Origin of the sequence: Serratia sp. CC22-02 (assembly GCF_900182895.1) — a bacterium.
Taxonomy (GTDB): domain Bacteria; phylum Pseudomonadota; class Gammaproteobacteria; order Enterobacterales; family Enterobacteriaceae; genus Serratia; species Serratia nevei.
The window spans coordinates 256,031-273,364 of record NZ_FXUD01000006.1; the positions used below are offsets into that span (position 1 = coordinate 256,031).

Consider the following 17,334-nt stretch of genomic DNA (forward strand, 5'->3'; position numbering starts at 1 on the left):
ATTCGAATTTTATCCTGTTTACACCGCTTGTTTCTGCCGGATGAAGTTGATTTGCAGAATAAAATTCCTGTTTAATGGCATGAAAAATAAAGTCTTATTAGAAAATAATGCCGATAAAACGCCTAAATCATTATTACTTATAACAAAAGCGGTCAATAACGATCGGGCGCAGGCAAACACAACAGGTACGTTCACAACGACAGATGGGGATTTGCGGATGAAATTAACAACAGGTAAGGCACTGCTGGCGGGTTGTATTGCGATGGCCATGAGCCAGGCGGCCATGGCGAAAGACATCAAGGTGGCGATCGTCGGGGCGATGTCCGGCCCGGTCGCGCAGTATGGCGACATGGAGTTTACCGGCGCGCGCCAGGCGATTGCCGATATCAACGCCAAGGGCGGTATCAAGGGCGACAAGCTGGTTGGCGTGGAATACGACGACGCCTGCGACCCGAAACAGGCGGTTGCGGTCGCCAACAAGGTGATCAACGACGGCATTCGCTACGTGATCGGCCACCTGTGCTCCTCGTCTACCCAGCCGGCGTCCGATATCTATGAAGACGAAGGCGTGATCATGATTACCCCGGCGGCCACCAACGCCGATCTGACCACCCGCGGCTACAAGATGATCCTGCGCACCACCGGCCTGGACTCGGATCAGGGCCCGACCGCCGCCAAATACATCCTCAGCGACATCAAGCCGAAGCGCATCGCCGTGGTGCACGACAAGCAGCAATACGGTGAAGGCTTGGCCCGCTCGGTGCGCGACAGCCTGAAAAAACAGGGCACCGAAGTGGCGATGTTCGAAGGCATCACCGCCGGCGACAAAGACTTCTCCACCTTGGTGGCGCGCCTGAAGAAAGAAAATATCGACTTCGTGTACTTCGGCGGTTACTACCCGGAAATGGGCCAGATCCTGCGTCAGGCCAAGCAGGCCGGGTTGACCACCCGCTTCATGGGGCCGGAGGGCGTGGGCAACTCCTCGCTGTCCAACATCGCCGGGGCCGCTTCGGAAGGCATGCTGGTGACGCTGCCGAAACGCTACGACCAGGTGCCTGCCAACCAGCCGATCGTCGATGCATTGAAAGCCAAGAAGCTGGATCCGACCGGCCCGTTCGTCTGGACCACCTATGCCGCGCTGCAGTCGCTGACCACCGGCATGGAGCGCAGCGGCAGCCAGGAGCCGGCGGATATCGTCAAGGATCTGAAAACCGGCAAGCCGGTGGAGACCGTGATGGGGCCGCTGACCTGGGATGACAAGGGCGATCTGAAAGGCTTCGAGTTCGGCGTGTTCGAATGGCATGCCAACGGCACGTCCACACCGATCAAATAAGCCATAATGATTAGGGTGGGGCGCAGCCCGCTGCGCCCGGCGGGTCGGCTTGCCGGCCCCGTCTCCCTTTACCCGCCGGTTCTCCGCCGGCGGGTTTCGCAGCCAAGGGTTCAGAGTATGTCAGAGCAGCTCCTCTATTTTCTGCAGCAGATGTTCAACGGCTTAACGTTGGGCAGCACCTATGCATTGATCGCCATCGGTTACACCATGGTTTACGGCATCATCGGCATGATCAACTTCGCCCACGGCGAGGTGTACATGATCGGTAGCTATGTCTCCTTTATCGTCATCGCCGCCCTGATGATGCTCGGTATCGACGTCGGCTGGTTGCTGATCGGCGCCGCGTTCCTGGTCTCGATCGTCATCGCCAGCGCCTACGGCTGGAGCATCGAGCGGGTGGCCTACAAGCCGGTGCGCAACTCCAAGCGCCTGATTGCGCTGATCTCGGCCATCGGCATGTCGATATTCCTGCAAAACTACGTCAGCCTGACGCAGGGCTCACGCGATCTGGCGCTGCCCAGCCTGGTGACCGGCCAGTGGGTGCTGGGGGAAAGCAACGGCTTCGCCGCCACCATCAGCACCATGCAGCTGATCATCTGGCTCGTGACCTTCCTGGCGATGCTGGCGCTGACGCTGTTTATCCGTTATTCGCGCATGGGCCGCGCCTGTCGCGCCTGTGCGGAAGACCTGAAGATGGCCAGCCTGCTGGGCATCAACACCGACCGGGTGATCTCGCTGACCTTCGTCATCGGGGCGGTGATGGCGGCGGTGGCCGGGGTATTGCTCGGCCAGTTCTACGGCGTCATCAACCCTTACATCGGCTTTATGGCCGGTATGAAAGCCTTCACCGCCGCGGTTCTGGGCGGTATCGGCAGCATTCCCGGCGCGATGATCGGCGGCCTGGTGCTGGGCGTGGCGGAAGCGCTGACCTCCGCCTACCTCAGCACTGAATATAAAGACGTGGTGTCGTTCGCGTTGCTGATCGTGGTGCTGCTGATCATGCCGACCGGCATCCTCGGGCGTCCGGAGGTTGAGAAAGTATGAAACTCAATCTGCTCAATGCGCTGATCGCCACGGCGGTGCTGTTCGTGATGGCGTCATTCCTGATGGGCATGCAGCTTAGCCTGGACGGCACCAAGCTGGTGGTGCACGGCGCGGCGGAAGTGCGCTGGATGTGGATCGGCATCGGCTGCGTCATCGTCTTTTTCTTCCAGCTGTTGCGCCCGCTGCTGCAGCAGGGATTGAAAAAAGTCTCCAGCCCGGCGTTCGTGCTGCCGAGCTTCGACGGCACCACGCCGCGGCAAAAGCTGCTGGCGGCTCTGCTCATCGTCGCGGCGGTCGCCTGGCCGTTCCTGGTCTCGCGCGGCACGGTGGATATCGCCACCCTGACGCTGATCTACGTGATGCTGGGCCTCGGCCTCAACGTGGTGGTGGGCTTGTCCGGTCTGCTGGTGCTCGGCTACGGCGGTTTCTACGCCATCGGCGCCTACACCTACGCGCTGCTGAATCACTATTACGGCCTCGGCTTCTGGGAGAGCCTGCCGCTGGCGGGCATCGTCACCGCCGCCTTCGGCTTCCTGCTCGGTTTCCCGGTGCTGCGGCTGCGCGGCGACTATCTGGCAATCGTGACGCTCGGCTTCGGTGAGATCGTGCGCATCCTGCTGCTGAACAATACCGAGATCACGGGCGGGCCGAACGGCATCAGCCAGATCCCGAAACCGACCTTCTTCGGCCTGGAGTTCAACCGCAGCGTGCGCGACGGCGGCTGGGATACCTTCCATAACTTCTTCGGCCTGAAATACGATCCGAGCGATCGCATCGTGTTCCTGTACCTGGTGGCGCTGCTGCTGGTGGTGCTGACGCTGTTCGTCATCAACCGCCTGCTGCGTATGCCGCTGGGGCGCGCCTGGGAAGCGCTGCGCGAAGACGAGATCGCCTGCCGCTCGCTGGGCCTCAGCCCGACGCGCATCAAGCTGACCGCTTTTACCATCAGCGCCGCTTTCGCCGGGTTTGCCGGTACGCTGTTCGCCGCGCGCCAGGGGTTCGTCAGCCCGGAATCCTTCACCTTCGTCGAATCGGCCTTCGTACTGGCGATCGTCGTACTGGGGGGCATGGGCTCGCAGTTCGCGGTCATTCTGGCGGCGATCCTGCTGGTGGTGTCGCGCGAGCTGATGCGCGATCTGAATGAATACAGCATGTTGCTGCTGGGTGCGCTGATGGTGCTGATGATGATTTGGCGGCCGCAGGGGCTGTTGCCGATGAAACGGCCGCAGCTGAAGCTGCAGGCGGCGGACATTCACGCGGGCAAGGGGGAGCAGGCATGAGCGTTCAACCTTTGCTGCAGGTGGAGGGCCTGTCGATGCGTTTCGGCGGGCTGCTGGCGGTCAACAACGTGGCGTTGACGCTGAACGAAGGTGAAATCGTGTCGCTGATCGGCCCCAACGGCGCCGGTAAGACCACGGTGTTCAACTGCCTGACCGGTTTTTACCGCCCGACCGGCGGCACCATCAAATTGCGCGATCGCCACCTGGAAGGGTTGGCGGGGCAGGCCATCGCCCGCATGGGGGTGGTGCGCACTTTCCAGCACGTGCGGCTGTTCCGTGAAATGACGGTGATCGAAAACCTGCTGGTGGCGCAGCATCAGCACCTGAAAAGCGGCGTGTTTGCCGGGTTGCTGAAAACCCCGGCCTTCCGCCGCGCCGAAGCCGAAGCGCTGGCGCGCGCGGCGGAGTGGCTGGAGCGCGTCGGCCTGCTGGAAATGGCCAACCGCTCGGCGGGCAACCTGGCCTATGGGCAGCAGCGGCGGCTGGAGATCGCCCGCTGCATGGTGACCCGGCCGGAGCTGCTGATGCTGGATGAACCGGCCGCCGGCCTCAACCCGAAAGAGACCGACGAGCTGGATCACCTGATCGTCGAGCTGCGCGATCGGCATAAGGTATCGGTGCTGCTGATCGAGCACGACATGAAGCTGGTGATGGGCATTTCCGACCGCATTTACGTGGTGAATCAGGGCACGCCGCTGGCGCAGGGCACACCGGCGGAGATCCGCAACAACCCGGACGTGATCCGGGCTTATTTGGGCGAAGAATAATATGTTGTCATTCAATCAGGTATCCGCCCATTACGGCAAAATTCAGGCGCTGCATCAGGTCAGTCTCACGATAAGCCAGGGCGAAATCGTGACGTTAATCGGCGCCAACGGCGCCGGTAAAACCACGCTGCTCGGCACCCTGTGCGGCGAGCCGCGCGCCAGCGAAGGCAGCATCGTCTTTCAGAACCAGGACATCACCCAGTGGCAAACCTCGCGCATCATGCGCGAAGCGGTGGCGATCGTGCCGGAAGGGCGGCGCGTCTTCTCGCGCATGACGGTGGAAGAAAACCTGGCGATGGGCGGCTTCTTCGCCGATCGCCGGCAGTATCAACAGCGCATCGAACGGGTGTTCACTCTGTTCCCGCGCCTGCTGGAACGCCGAAGCCAGCGTGCCGGCACCATGTCCGGCGGCGAGCAGCAGATGTTGGCCATCGGCCGCGCGCTGATGAGCCAGCCGAAGCTGCTGCTGCTCGACGAGCCCTCGCTCGGGCTGGCGCCGATCATCATCCAGCAGATTTTCGACATCATTCAGCAGCTGCGGGAAGAGGGCATGACCATCTTCCTGGTGGAACAAAACGCCAATCAGGCGCTGAAATTGGCGGACCGCGGTTATGTGCTGGAAAACGGCCGCGTGGTGTTGGAAGATACGGGGGCTGCATTGTTAGCCAACGAAGCAGTGAGGTCGGCGTATCTGGGCGGTTAATCCGCCCCCCTACGAATTAAAATAATCAGGTACGAGAAGAAGAAATGAAGACAGAAGGGTTACTCGCGCAGCGCATCGTTAACGTAAAAAGTTCGGCCATCCGTGAATTGCTTAAACACAGCAAGATGGAACACGTCATTTCGCTGGCGGGCGGCATCCCCTCTGATGCGCTGTTCGATTTCGAAGGATTGAGCATCGCCACCCAGCAGGCGATCACCGAACAGCCGAAAAGCGCGTTCCAGTATGGCCTGACCGAGGGCAGCCCGCTGCTGCGTGAGCGCATTTGCGCGCTGTGCGCCGAGCGCGGCGTCACCGCTGGCGCGGAAGAGGTGATGGTCACCGCCGGCTCGCAGCAGGCATTGGATTTGGTGATGCGCGCCATCGTCAACCCCGGCGACGTGTTCGTGGTGGAGCGCCCGACCTACCTGGCGGCGCTGCAAACGTTGGAGCTGGCGGAAGCCAACATCATGTCGGTCTCGTCCGACAGCGACGGCATGGTGGTGGAAGAGCTGGCCGAGCTGCTGAAAACTCAGCGCATCAAGGGCGTGTACGTGGTGCCGAACTTCGGCAACCCCAGCGGCATCACCCTGAGCGCCGCGCGCCGCGAACTGCTGGTGAAGCTGGCCGCCGAACATAACTTCCTGATCATCGAAGACGATCCGTACGGCGAGCTGCGTTTTACCGAAGAGCGCCACCCGACGCTGCATCAGGTGTCGCAGCGGGTGCTGGGCAACACCGACCACATCATCTATACCTCGACCTTCTCCAAGATCCTGGCGCCGGGCCTGCGGTTGGGCTGGGCGATCCTGCCGCCGTTCCTGCTGCATAAAGTGGCGATCATCAAGCAGGCGGCGGATCTGCACGCCAGCGCGCTGTCGCAGAGCATCGTCGAATGCTACCTCGGCCTGGGCCGCCTGCCGGCGCAGATCGACAAGATCCGCGCCGCCTACAAACAGAAGGGCGAGATCCTGGCCGGTTTGGTGGAGCAGGAGCTGGGCGACTACATCACCTTCGATAAGCCGAAGGGCGGCATGTTCCTGTGGGCGCGTTTCCGCCAGCCGTTCAACGCCACCGAATGGCTGAACGCTACCCTGCAGCAGGGCGTGGTGTTCGTGCCGGGGGAATACTTCTTCTCCGACAACCCGGATCGTTCGACCTTCCGCCTGTCGTTCGCCACCGCCACCGAACAGCAGATGCAGGAAGCGGTGGCGCGTCTGCGCCGTTCGCTGTAATCCTCGCGGCGGCGGAGCCCATGCCCGCCGCCGACATCAAACCGCCATCTTCACTTCACCTTGCCGTCATGTGGCTGTCATATAACGGTTATTTTTCTGTCATCCGCGCATGGCATGTTATCCCCCGTCATCTTTCGAGCCGCAGCGTTGTTGGCTGCCCGACTGCCCCCCTGTCACTTAGTTAGCTAAGCTCCAGGGTGCCAGCAGGTTGCCGCCTAGCTGCAACTCGAAAGCTATAGGGGGCACTCCCTCATCAAGAATTGATTCTTTTCGCTCACGCGCTTTTACACCAGCTTTTTTCAGGAGTTAGGCATGCTCACCTACGCTATTCGCAAAACCACGCTGTGCGTCGCGTTGACCCTGGCGGTCAGCACTCAGGCGCTGGCGGCGACCGAGATCCCGTTCTGGCATTCGATGGAAGGCGAACTGGGTAAGGAAGTGGATTCCCTGGCGGATCGCTTCAACCAGTCGCACAGCGACGTCAAGATTGTGCCGGTTTATAAAGGCAACTACGAACAGAGCCTGGCGGCGGGCATCGCCGCTTACCGCTCCGGCAAGGCGCCGGCGATCCTGCAGGTTTACGAGGTGGGCACCGCCACCATGATGGCCAGCAAGGCCATCAAACCGGTCTACGAGGTGTTTAAAGAGGCCGGCATCAACTTCGACGAGTCGGTGTTCGTGCCGACGGTAGCCGGCTATTACACCGACAACAAGAGCGGCCATCTGCTGTCTCAGCCGTTCAACAGCTCCACGCCGGTGCTGTACTACAACAAAGACGCCTTCAAGAAGGCCGGCCTGAACCCGGACCAGCCGCCGAAAACCTGGCAGGAGCTGGCGGCGGATACCGCCAAGCTGCGTGAGGCCGGCATGAAGTGCGGCTACGCCAGCGGCTGGCAGGGCTGGATCCAGCTGGAGAACTTCAGCGCCTGGCACGGCGTGCCGTTCGCCAGCGAAAACAACGGGTTCGGCGGCACCAACGCCAAGCTGGAGTTCAACAAGCCGCTGCAGGTCAAGCACATCGAGCTGCTGGAGGCGATGAACAAGAAGGGCGATTTCACCTACTTCGGCCGCAAAGACGAATCCACCGAGAAGTTTTATAACGGCGACTGCGCCATCACCACCGCTTCTTCCGGTTCGCTGGCGGACATCAAGCACTACGCCAAATTCAACTACGGCGTCGGCATGATGCCGTACGACGCTGACGCGAAAAACGCGCCGCAGAACGCCATCATCGGCGGGGCCAGCCTGTGGGTGATGAACGGCAAAGACGCCGCCACCTACAAGGGCGTGGCCGAGTTCCTGCAGTACCTGGCGCAGCCGGAAATCGCCGCCGAATGGCACCAGAAGACCGGCTATCTGCCGATCACCACCGCGGCTTACGATCTGACCAAGCAGCAGGGCTTCTACGACAAGAACCCGGGTGCCGACGTCGCCACTCGCCAGATGCTGAACAAGCCGCCGTTGCCGTTCACCAAGGGCCTGCGCCTGGGCAACATGCCGCAGATCCGCAGCGTGGTGGATGAGGAACTGGAAGGCGTGTGGACCGGTAAGAAAACGCCTCAGCAGGCGTTGGACGCCGCCGTGCAGCGCGGTGACGTGCTGCTGCGCCGTTTCGAAGCATCGACCAAGTAACCCTGCGTCGCGGGCCCGTCCGATCGGGCTCGCGTCTTCACGCCGATCCTTCCGTACCCGATTAATGGTTTAACTGCTATGTCATCTTCCCGTCCCGGTTTCGGCTGCAGCTGGTTGCCCTATGCGTTGGTGCTGCCGCAGCTGCTGATTACCGCCGTCTTCTTTTTATGGCCCGCCGGCGAGGCGCTGTGGTATTCGGTGCAGAGCCTCGATCCGTTCGGCCTGTCCAGCCAGTTTGTCGGGCTGGATAACTTTAAGCAGCTGTTTCAGGATCCTTACTATCTCGACTCGTTCTACACCACGCTGATCTTCAGCTTCCTGGTGGCGGGCATCGGGCTGGCGGTGTCGCTGTTCTTTGCCGCGCTGGTGGACTACGTGCTGCGCGGCAGCCGCCTCTATCGCACGCTGATGATCCTGCCCTATGCGGTGGCGCCGGCGGTGGCGGCGGTGCTGTGGATCTTTCTGTTCAACCCCGGCCTGGGGTTGATCACCCATTTCCTCAACGGGCTGGGCTATAACTGGAACCATGCGCAAAACAGCGGCCAGGCGATGTTCCTGGTGGTGCTGGCCTCGGTATGGCAGCAGATAAGCTATAACTTCCTGTTTTTCCTCGCGGCGCTGCAGTCGATCCCGCGCTCGCTGGTGGAGGCGGCGGCCATCGACGGCGCCGGCCCGGTGCGGCGTTTCTTCCATCTGGTGCTGCCGCTGATCGCGCCGGTGAGCTTCTTCCTGCTGGTGGTCAATCTGGTGTACGCCTTCTTCGATACCTTCCCGGTGATCGACGCCGCCACCGGCGGCGGGCCGGTGCAGTCCACCACCACGTTGATCTACAAGATCTACCGCGAGGGCTTCGCCGGATTGGATCTCTCCAGCTCTGCCGCGCAGTCGGTGATCCTGATGCTGCTGGTGATCGGCCTGACGGTGATCCAGTTCCGCTTTGTTGAACGTAAGGTGCGCTATCAATGATTGAGAATCGACGTGGGCTGGATATCTTCAGCCATGTGATGCTGATTATCGGCGTGCTGGTGGTGCTGTTCCCGCTGTACGTGGCCTTTGTCGCCGCCACGCTGGACGACAAGCAGGTGTTTCAGGTGCCGATGACGCTGGTGCCCGGCGGCCACCTGTGGGAGAACATCCGCAATATCTGGCAGGGCGGCGTGGGCAACCTCAAGGTGCCGTTCTCGCTGCTGCTGCTGAACAGCGTGATCATGGCGCTGGCGATCACCTTCGGCAAAATTGCGGTGTCGGTGCTGTCGGCTTACGCCATCGTGTACTTCCGCTTTCCGCTGCGCAGCCTGTTCTTCTGGCTGATTTTCCTCACCCTGATGCTGCCGGTGGAGGTGCGTATTTTCCCGACGGTGGAGGTGATCTCCAACCTCAACCTGCTGGACAGCTACACCGGCCTGACGCTGCCGCTGATGGCCTCGGCCACCGCGACCTTCCTGCTGCGCCAGTTCTTCATGACGCTGCCGGATGAGCTGCTGGAGGCGGCGCGTATCGACGGCGCCGGGCCGATGCGTTTCTTCTGGGACATCGTGCTGCCGCTGTCGAAAACCAATCTGGCGGCGCTGTTCGTCATCACCTTTATCTACGGCTGGAACCAATACCTGTGGCCGATCCTGATCACCAGCGACGCCTCGATGGGCACCGCGGTGGCGGGCATCAAGAGCATGATCTCCACTTCCGGCGCGCCGACCCAGTGGAACCAGGTGATGGCGGCGATGATTCTGACTTTATTGCCACCGCTGGCGGTGGTGCTTCTGATGCAGCGCTGGTTTGTGCGCGGTCTGGTTGATAGCGAGAAATAACGACGATGGCAGGATTAAAACTACAGGCGGTCACCAAGTCTTACGACGGTAAAACGCCGGTGATCAAACAGATCGACCTCGATGTGGCGGACGGCGAATTCATCGTGATGGTCGGCCCGTCCGGCTGCGGCAAATCCACGCTGCTGCGAATGGTGGCCGGGCTGGAACGCACCACCAGCGGCGATATCTATATCGATACCCGGCGCGTGACCGATCTGGAGCCCAAGGATCGCGGCATCGCGATGGTGTTCCAGAACTACGCGCTCTATCCGCACATGAGCGTGTACGACAACATGGCCTACGGCCTCAAGATCCGCGGTTTCGGCAAGGATCATATCCGCCAGCGGGTGGAGGAGGCGGCGCGCATCCTGGAGCTGGAGCCGTTGCTCAAACGCAAACCGCGCGAGCTTTCCGGCGGCCAGCGCCAGCGCGTGGCGATGGGGCGCGCCATCGTGCGCGAACCGGCGGTATTCCTGTTCGATGAGCCGCTGTCCAACCTGGACGCCAAACTGCGGGTGCAGATGCGCCTGGAGCTGCAACAGCTGCATCGTCGTCTGAAAACCACCAGCCTGTACGTGACCCACGATCAGGTGGAGGCGATGACGCTGGCGCAGCGGGTCATCGTAATGAACAAGGGCGTGGCGGAGCAGATCGGCACCCCGAGCGAAGTGTACCAACGGCCGGCTTCGCTGTTTGTCGCGGGCTTTATCGGATCGCCGGCGATGAACCTGCTGCCCGGCACCCTCAGCGCCGACGGCGGCCAGCTGCTGCTGGCGGAAGGCATGGCGCTGCCGTTGCCGGCGGCCAAACCGCAGTGGGCGGGGCGGCAGTTGACGTTGGGCATTCGGCCGGAGCATATTCAACTGGTGGCGCAAGGCCAGGGCGTGCCGCTGCAGCTGCAGACGCTGGAACTGCTGGGGGCCGACAATCTGGCGCACGGCCAGTGGGGCGGCCACGGGGTGATCGCGCGGCTGTCGCACGAAACCTTGCCGGCGGCGGGCAGTACGCTATATTTGCAGCTGCCTGCTCAGGCGCTGCACTTCTTTGACACCCACAGCGGATTACGGATGGATTGATGACTAGACCCTGGCCTTACCCTCATATCGTTGCCCACCGCGGCGGCGGTTCTCTGGCGCCGGAAAACACCCTGGCGGCGATCGACGTCGGCGCGCGCCACGGCCACAAGATGATCGAGTTCGATGCCAAGCTGGCACAGGACGGGCAAATTTTCCTGCTGCACGACGACACGCTGGATCGCACCAGCAACGGTTGGGGCGTGGCGGGCGAGCTGCCGTGGGACAAACTGGTGCAGCTGGACGCCGGCAACTGGTACAGCTCGGCCTTCAAGGGCGAGCGGCTGCCGCTGTTGTCGGAGGTGGCGGAACGCTGCCAGGAACACGGCCTGATGGCCAATATCGAGATCAAGCCGACCACCGGCAGCGACGATGAAACCGGCCGGGTGGTGGCGCTGGCGGCGCGGCTGCTGTGGCAAGGGCAGACCGACCCGCTGCTCTCTTCCTTCTCGGTAGAAGCGCTGGCGGCGGCGCAGCGCACCGTGCCGGATTTGCCGCGCGGCCTGCTGCTCGAGGCCTGGGACGACAACTGGCGCGAGCTGACCGAACGCCTGGACTGTGTCTCGCTGCATATCGATCACAAAGCGCTGACCGCCGAGCGGGTAAAAGCGTTGAAAGACGCCGGGCTGCGCATTCTGGTGTACACCGTCAACCAACCGGATCGCGCGCGCCTGCTGCTCGACTGGGGCGTTGACTGCATTTGCACCGACCGGATAGATTTGATCGGCCCGGATTTTTAATCCGGCACCGATGAATCCCGCGACGACAAGCCTTGCCGCCGCACCACCGGAAGGAATGCGATGCCTGGCTTTATCCTGTCACTGTGGCACCAGATCGTGCTGTCTTTACCGCTGTTTGTTCTGATTGCGTTGGGTTATGGGCTGATTCGCTGGGGGAAATGGCCTGCCAGCATCACCGATGGCCTGACGCGCTTCGTGTTTTCCCTCGCCTTGCCCGCCATGTTGTTTCGCATGATGTGCGACTTCTCGCAGCGCCCGGCGGTCGACGCCCGGCTGCTGATCGCGTTCTTCGGCAGTTGCCTGATCGTGTTCGTGCTTGGCCGCCTCGTCGCCCGGCATCTCTTCCGGCTGGATGGCGTCGCCGGATCGGTGTTTGCGCTGGGCGGTATTTTCTCCAATAACGTGATGCTCGGCTTGCCGATCGCCGGCGTGATGCTGGGGGAGGCGGCGATCCCGTCGGTGGCGCTGGTGCTGGTGTTCAACGGCCTGATCCTGTGGACGCTGGTGACGGTGTCGATCGAATGGGCGCGCAACGGTTCGCCGACGCTGAGCGGTTTTGTTAAAACCGCGCGTAGCGTGCTGACCAATCCGCTGATCGTCGGCATCTTGTCCGGCACTCTGTTCAGCCTGACCGGCCTGCCGCTACCTGCCTTCGTCGATCGGCCGGTCAGCATGCTCGGCCAGGTGGCGGCGCCGCTGTCGCTGGTGGTGCTTGGCATGGGGCTTGCCGAGTACCGCATCAGCGAAGGCTGGCAGCTGAGCAGCGCCATCTGCGTGCTGAAGTTGCTGGTGCAGCCGCTAGTGATTTGGCTGCTGGCCTGGATGATGGATCTGCCGCCGATGGAAACCCGCGTTGTGGTGCTGCTGGGGTCGATGGCGGTGGGGGTGAACGTCTACCTGATGTCGCGCCAGTTCAATACGCTCACCGGCCCGGCCGCCACCAGCTTGGTGATGTCCACCGTGCTGGCGGCGATCACCACGCCGCTGATCCTCACCGTTATGGGCGTGCGGGCGTAGCCGGCATCGGCGCCTGCGGCACCGCCGGCGCGGTGCGATTGAACGGATCGCGCGGCTGATTGCCATTAGGCAGCAGTTGCCCGCCGTTCGGCGTGGTTTGCATCAGCTGTTGCCGCTGATTGTCGAACTGCCGCTGTTGCTGCAGGCGGCGTTGGTCCATTTGCCGATTGTTCAACAGGCGCTGTTGCTGGGCCTGCTGGCTGCTTTGGTTGAGAAACTGCTGCTGTGAACGCAGATCGGTTACGCCGTTGGCCGCCGCAGCCAGGCCGGGCAGCCACAGCAGGGCGAACAGGATGTGAGAAGTTTTCATGATGGTTACCTCGCCTTTTTATTAAGCCTAACCCAGCGGTGAAATTTTGCCGGTAGTTTATCTTTTGTTCGGATGTAAACCGCCTTTTCACCAACGCGGTGCGCATCTTCCGTTACAATCGCCCTTTCGGTCTTTTTAGGGTGAACCCATCGTGCTGCTTTTGGTTATAACCACCATTCTGTGGGCATTTTCTTTCAGCCTGATTGGCGAGTACCTGGCGGGCCACGTCGACAGCGGATTCTCAGCGCTGGTGCGCATCGGGCTGGCGGCGCTGGTGTTTCTGCCGTTTCTGCGTTGGCGCAACATCAAACTCAAGGTGATCCTGCTGTATATGCTGGTGGGCGCCTTCCAGCTGGGCATCATGTACCTGTTCAGCTTCCGCGCCTATCTGTACCTGACGGTGCCGGAATTCCTGCTGTTCACCGTGCTGACGCCGCTGTACATCACGCTGATCTACGACTTGCTGAGCGGCCGGCGCCTGCGTTGGGGCTATCTCTTCAGCGCGTTGCTGGCGGTGCTGGGCGCGGCGATTATCCGTTATCACCAGCTGAGTGAGCATTTCTGGTGGGGGCTGCTGTTGGTGCAGGCGGCGAATATCAGCTTCGCCATCGGCATGGTCGGCTATAAGCGCCTGATGGAAGTGCACCCCTTGCCGCAGCACACCGCATTTTCCTGGTTCTACCTGGGGGCGGCGGCGGTGGCGGTGGTGGCCTGGTTCCTGTGGGGCAATCCGCAGCAGCTGCCGACCACCAATCTGCAGTGGGGCGTGTTGATCTGGCTGGGCGTGGTGGCGTCGGGGCTGGGCTACTTCATGTGGAACTATGGCGCGACGCAGGTGGATGCCGGCACGCTCGGCATCATGAACAATATGCATGTGCCGGCCGGTTTGTTGGTCAACCTGGCTATCTGGCAGCAGCAGCCGCACTGGCCGAGCTTTATCATCGGCGGGGCGGTGATCGTTGCTTCACTGTGGGTACATCGCCGCTGGGTGGCGCCGAAACAGCTCGGCTAAGCGGGCGGGCCACCCCGGCCGGGGGGGCCCGAAAGTTTATACGCCGGCCGCCAACGCTTTCGCGCCGGTCGCGCCAGGGCGTGCGGCGTCGCGCACAAACGGCAGATGATCGCAGGCGTGCTGGCGGGCCGAGCGGATAAAGGCTTCGGTCACCGCCTGGCGCTGTTCACCGTCGCGCACGGCGGCATACAGGCGGCTCCACAGGCCGTCACCCAGGGTTTTGGTCACCACCAGACCCTGCTGTTCGAAACTCTCCACCACCCAGTGCGGCAGCGCCGCAATCCCCATCCGCGCCGATACCATCTGGATCAGCAGCAGCGTGTTATCGACGTTCTTCAACGCCGGGCTGACGCCCGCCGGCTGCAGAAAATGCCGCCAGATATCCAGCCGTTGGCGCTGCACCGGGTAAATCAACAGCGTTTCGTCACTCAAGTCTTCCGGCTCGATGTGTGGCCTGCCGGCCAGCGGATGATCCGGCGCCAGCACCAGGCGCACCTCGAAATCGAACATCGGCGAATAGTGCAGGCCGCTGCGCGGCAGAATATCCGACGTCATCACCAGATCCAGTTCACCCTGTTGCAAGGCCGGTTGCGGATCGAAAGTCACGCCGGAAGTGAAGTCCATCACCACCTGCGGGAAACGCCGGCGGAAGTTGTCCAGCGCCGGCGTCAGCCACTGAATGCAGCTGTGGCATTCGATGGCGATGCGCAGCGTGGTCTGATGCGGCTCGTGGCAGGCCTGCAGCGCCTGCTGGATCTGCGGCAGCACCTGCTCCGCAAGCTGCAGCAGGATCTCGCCCTGGGCGGTGAAGCGCAGGGGCTGGCTCTTGCGCACGAACAGCTTGAAGCCCAGACGTTGTTCAAGATCGCTGAACTGGTGCGACAGGGCAGACTGCGTCTGATGAAGTTGGGCCGCCGCCCCCGCCAGCGAACCGCTGTTGCGCAGGGCCTGCAGCGTCCGTAAATGTTTCAGTTCGATCATGAGAGTCCTTCACATTGACAGTGAATAAATTGCGCTTGTGGTTAATACAGTACCTGCTGATTATGGATGTGTAAACATCTGGACGGCTAAATGGGGAATATGACGATGGCAATTTTGAATCACACACTGGGTTTTCCTCGCGTTGGGCTACGACGTGAGCTGAAAAAAGCTCAGGAAAGCTACTGGGCCGGCAATTCAACGCAGGAAGAACTGTTGGCGGTTGGCCGCGAGCTGCGCGCTCGTCATTGGCAGCAGCAACAGCAGGCCGGGGTGGATTTGGTGCCGGTCGGCGATTTCGCCTGGTACGATCATGTGTTGACCACCAGCCTGCTGCTGGGCAACGTGCCGGCGCGCCATCAGAATGCGGATGGCTCGATCGATCTGGACACGCTGTTTCGCATCGGCCGTGGCCGCGCACCGACCGGCGAGCCGGCGGCCGCGGCGGAAATGACCAAATGGTTTAACACCAACTACCACTACATGGTGCCTGAATTCCAGCAAGGCCAGCAGTTCAAGCTGGGCTGGACTCAGCTGCTGGACGAAGTGGACGAAGCGCTGGCGCTCGGCCATCGCATCAAGCCGGTGCTGCTGGGCCCAGTGACCTATCTGTGGCTGGGTAAGGTGAAGGGCGAGCCGTTCGACCGCCTGTCGCTGCTGAAAGACATCCTGCCGGTTTACCAACAGGTGCTGGCCGAGCTGGCGAAACGCGGCGTCGAGTGGGTGCAAATTGATGAGCCTGCGCTGGTGCTGGAGCTGCCGCAAGCCTGGCTGGATGCGTTCAAACCGGCTTACGACGCGCTGCAGGGGCAGGTGAAGCTGTTGCTGACCACGTATTTCGACAGCGTCGGCCACAACCTCGATACCGTCCGCACGCTGCCGGTGCAGGGGCTGCACGTCGATCTGGTCGCCGGCCATGACGATATTGCCGCGCTGAGCGCCGCATTGCCGAACGACTGGCTGCTGTCGCTGGGGGTCATCAACGGCCGCAACGTCTGGCGCGCCGATCTGAGCCGCTGGTTCGAACGTCTTCAGCCGCTGGTGGGCACCCGCCCACTGTGGATCGGCAGCTCCTGTTCACTGCTGCACAGCCCGATCGACCTGAGCGTGGAAAGCCGTCTGGACGAAGAAGTGAAAAGCTGGTTCGCCTTCGCGCTGCAAAAATGCGCCGAGCTGGCGCTGTTGAGCTCGGCGCTGAACGCGCCTGACGCGGCCAAGCAGGCTGAACTGGATGCCTACAGCGCACCGATCCGCGCCCGCCGTCAGTCGAGCCGCGTGCACAACCCACAGGTTGAGCGTCGCCTGGCCGCGATCACCGCGCAGGACAGCGAACGCCACAGCGCTTACGCCGAGCGCGCCAGGGCGCAGCGCGAGCGTTTCAACCTGCCGGCCTGGCCGACCACCACCATCGGTTCGTTCCCGCAGACCACCGAGATCCGCGGCCTGCGTCTGGACTTCAAACAGGGCCGTTTGGACGGCAACAACTACCGCACCAGCATCGGTGAGCACATCAAACAGGCGATCGTCGAGCAGGAGCGCCTCGGGCTGGACGTGCTGGTGCACGGTGAAGCCGAGCGCAACGACATGGTGGAGTATTTCGGCGAGAACCTGGACGGCTTCGTGTTTACCCAAAACGGCTGGGTGCAGAGCTACGGCTCCCGCTGCGTGAAGCCGCCGGTCATCATCGGCGACGTCAGCCGCCCGGAAGCCATCACCGTCGAATGGGCCAAATTCGCCCAGTCGCTGACCGACAAGCCGGTGAAAGGCATGTTGACCGGGCCGGTGACCATCCTGTGCTGGTCGTTCCCGCGTGAAGACGTGACCCGCGAAGTGATTGCCAAGCAGATTGCGCTGGCGCTGCGCGACGAGGTGGAAGATCTGGAAAAAGCCGGTATCGGCATCATCCAGATCGACGAACCCGCCCTGCGCGAAGGGCTGCCGCTGCGCCAATCCGACTGGGCCGCTTACCTGAACTGGGCGGTGGACGCCTTCAAACTGAACGCCGCCGTGGCGCGGGACGACACCCAGATCCACACCCACATGTGTTACTGCGAGTTCAACGACATCATGGACTCCATCGCCGCGCTGGACGCCGACGTGATCACCATCGAGACCTCGCGTTCCGATATGGATCTGCTGGAAGCCTTCAAGGAGTTCGAATACCCGAACGAAATCGGGCCGGGCGTCTACGATATCCACTCGCCGAACGTGCCGAGCGTGGAATGGATTGAAGCGTTGCTGCGTAAAGCGGCGCAGAACATCCCGGCGGAACGCCTGTGGGTTAACCCGGATTGCGGCCTGAAAACCCGCGGCTGGCCGGAAACCCGGCAGTCGCTGGCCAACATGGTATTGGCGGCACAGCGCCTGCGCGAGCACGCGTGATGCCGTGCGGCGGATAAACCGCC

16 protein-coding genes are annotated in these 17,334 nt (G+C 62.1%); 14 read left to right on the top strand and 2 right to left on the bottom strand.

The window, feature by feature from the left end:
- Positions 1 to 217 precede the first annotated feature (217 nt).
- From QOL81_RS19810 to QOL81_RS19865, 12 genes are all read left to right on the top strand, one after another.
- Complete coding sequence (locus QOL81_RS19810) at positions 218 to 1,333, top strand: branched-chain amino acid ABC transporter substrate-binding protein (RefSeq protein WP_025304902.1); 1,116 nt, start codon at positions 218 to 220, stop codon at positions 1,331 to 1,333.
- 117 nt (positions 1,334 to 1,450) lie between these two features.
- Positions 1,451 to 2,377: a high-affinity branched-chain amino acid ABC transporter permease LivH gene (gene livH / locus QOL81_RS19815; protein WP_038874154.1), complete on the top strand. Its 927-nt coding sequence runs from the start codon at positions 1,451 to 1,453 to the stop codon at positions 2,375 to 2,377.
- Positions 2,374 to 3,657: a high-affinity branched-chain amino acid ABC transporter permease LivM gene (locus tag QOL81_RS19820; RefSeq protein WP_169317953.1), complete on the top strand. Its 1,284-nt coding sequence runs from the start codon at positions 2,374 to 2,376 to the stop codon at positions 3,655 to 3,657. The genes livH and QOL81_RS19820 overlap by 4 nt, the downstream gene beginning before the upstream one ends.
- Positions 3,654 to 4,424, top strand: a complete 771-nt coding sequence (gene livG / locus QOL81_RS19825; protein ID WP_025304904.1) for a high-affinity branched-chain amino acid ABC transporter ATP-binding protein LivG — start codon at positions 3,654 to 3,656, stop codon at positions 4,422 to 4,424. The genes QOL81_RS19820 and livG overlap by 4 nt, the downstream gene beginning before the upstream one ends.
- Position 4,425: 1 nt before the next feature.
- The gene (gene livF, locus QOL81_RS19830) at positions 4,426 to 5,127 is read left to right on the top strand and encodes a high-affinity branched-chain amino acid ABC transporter ATP-binding protein LivF (protein WP_038874157.1); all 702 of its coding nucleotides are present in this window, start codon (positions 4,426 to 4,428) and stop codon (positions 5,125 to 5,127) included.
- 44 nt (positions 5,128 to 5,171) lie between these two features.
- Positions 5,172 to 6,359 (top strand): aminotransferase-like domain-containing protein, encoded by a 1,188-nt coding sequence (locus QOL81_RS19835; RefSeq protein WP_049202437.1) that lies wholly within the window; start codon positions 5,172 to 5,174, stop codon positions 6,357 to 6,359.
- 312 nt (positions 6,360 to 6,671) lie between these two features.
- A complete protein-coding gene (ugpB, locus tag QOL81_RS19840) occupies positions 6,672 to 7,991 on the top strand; it encodes a sn-glycerol-3-phosphate ABC transporter substrate-binding protein UgpB (RefSeq protein ID WP_049195230.1) in 1,320 nt (439 codons plus the stop codon).
- Between the two features lie 78 nt (positions 7,992 to 8,069).
- Positions 8,070 to 8,957 carry a sn-glycerol-3-phosphate ABC transporter permease UgpA gene (gene ugpA / locus QOL81_RS19845; protein WP_015376293.1) on the top strand — a complete coding sequence of 296 codons (888 nt, stop codon included), beginning with the start codon at positions 8,070 to 8,072 and terminating at the stop codon, positions 8,955 to 8,957.
- Positions 8,954 to 9,799, top strand: a complete 846-nt coding sequence (ugpE, locus tag QOL81_RS19850) for a sn-glycerol-3-phosphate ABC transporter permease UgpE (RefSeq protein ID WP_019455301.1) — start codon at positions 8,954 to 8,956, stop codon at positions 9,797 to 9,799. The genes ugpA and ugpE overlap by 4 nt, the downstream gene beginning before the upstream one ends.
- Positions 9,800 to 9,804: 5 nt before the next feature.
- Positions 9,805 to 10,875, top strand: a complete 1,071-nt coding sequence (locus QOL81_RS19855; protein ID WP_283439996.1) for a sn-glycerol-3-phosphate import ATP-binding protein UgpC — start codon at positions 9,805 to 9,807, stop codon at positions 10,873 to 10,875.
- The gene (gene ugpQ / locus QOL81_RS19860; RefSeq protein ID WP_141957700.1) at positions 10,875 to 11,612 is read left to right on the top strand and encodes a glycerophosphodiester phosphodiesterase; all 738 of its coding nucleotides are present in this window, start codon (positions 10,875 to 10,877) and stop codon (positions 11,610 to 11,612) included. Before QOL81_RS19855 ends, ugpQ begins: the two co-directional genes overlap by 1 nt.
- A 60-nt stretch (positions 11,613 to 11,672) precedes the next feature.
- On the top strand, positions 11,673 to 12,629 hold the full coding sequence (locus tag QOL81_RS19865) for an AEC family transporter (RefSeq protein ID WP_049202434.1): 957 nt from the start codon (positions 11,673 to 11,675) through the stop codon (positions 12,627 to 12,629).
- On the opposite strand, the gene QOL81_RS19870 is transcribed toward QOL81_RS19865, so the two are convergent.
- The gene (locus tag QOL81_RS19870; protein ID WP_038874168.1) at positions 12,610 to 12,939 is read right to left on the bottom strand and encodes a hypothetical protein; all 330 of its coding nucleotides are present in this window, start codon (positions 12,937 to 12,939) and stop codon (positions 12,610 to 12,612) included. The genes QOL81_RS19865 and QOL81_RS19870 overlap by 20 nt on opposite strands.
- A gap of 151 nt (positions 12,940 to 13,090) precedes the next feature.
- Between QOL81_RS19870 and QOL81_RS19875 the strand changes: the two genes are divergently transcribed.
- Positions 13,091 to 13,951: a carboxylate/amino acid/amine transporter gene (locus QOL81_RS19875; RefSeq protein WP_283439997.1), complete on the top strand. Its 861-nt coding sequence runs from the start codon at positions 13,091 to 13,093 to the stop codon at positions 13,949 to 13,951.
- Between the two features lie 36 nt (positions 13,952 to 13,987).
- On the opposite strand, the gene metR is transcribed toward QOL81_RS19875, so the two are convergent.
- Positions 13,988 to 14,932: an HTH-type transcriptional regulator MetR gene (metR, locus tag QOL81_RS19880; protein WP_038874173.1), complete on the bottom strand. Its 945-nt coding sequence runs from the start codon at positions 14,930 to 14,932 to the stop codon at positions 13,988 to 13,990.
- A gap of 90 nt (positions 14,933 to 15,022) precedes the next feature.
- Between metR and metE the strand changes: the two genes are divergently transcribed.
- Positions 15,023 to 17,311 (top strand): 5-methyltetrahydropteroyltriglutamate--homocysteine S-methyltransferase, encoded by a 2,289-nt coding sequence (metE, locus tag QOL81_RS19885; protein WP_072271075.1) that lies wholly within the window; start codon positions 15,023 to 15,025, stop codon positions 17,309 to 17,311.
- Positions 17,312 to 17,334 lie beyond the last annotated feature (23 nt).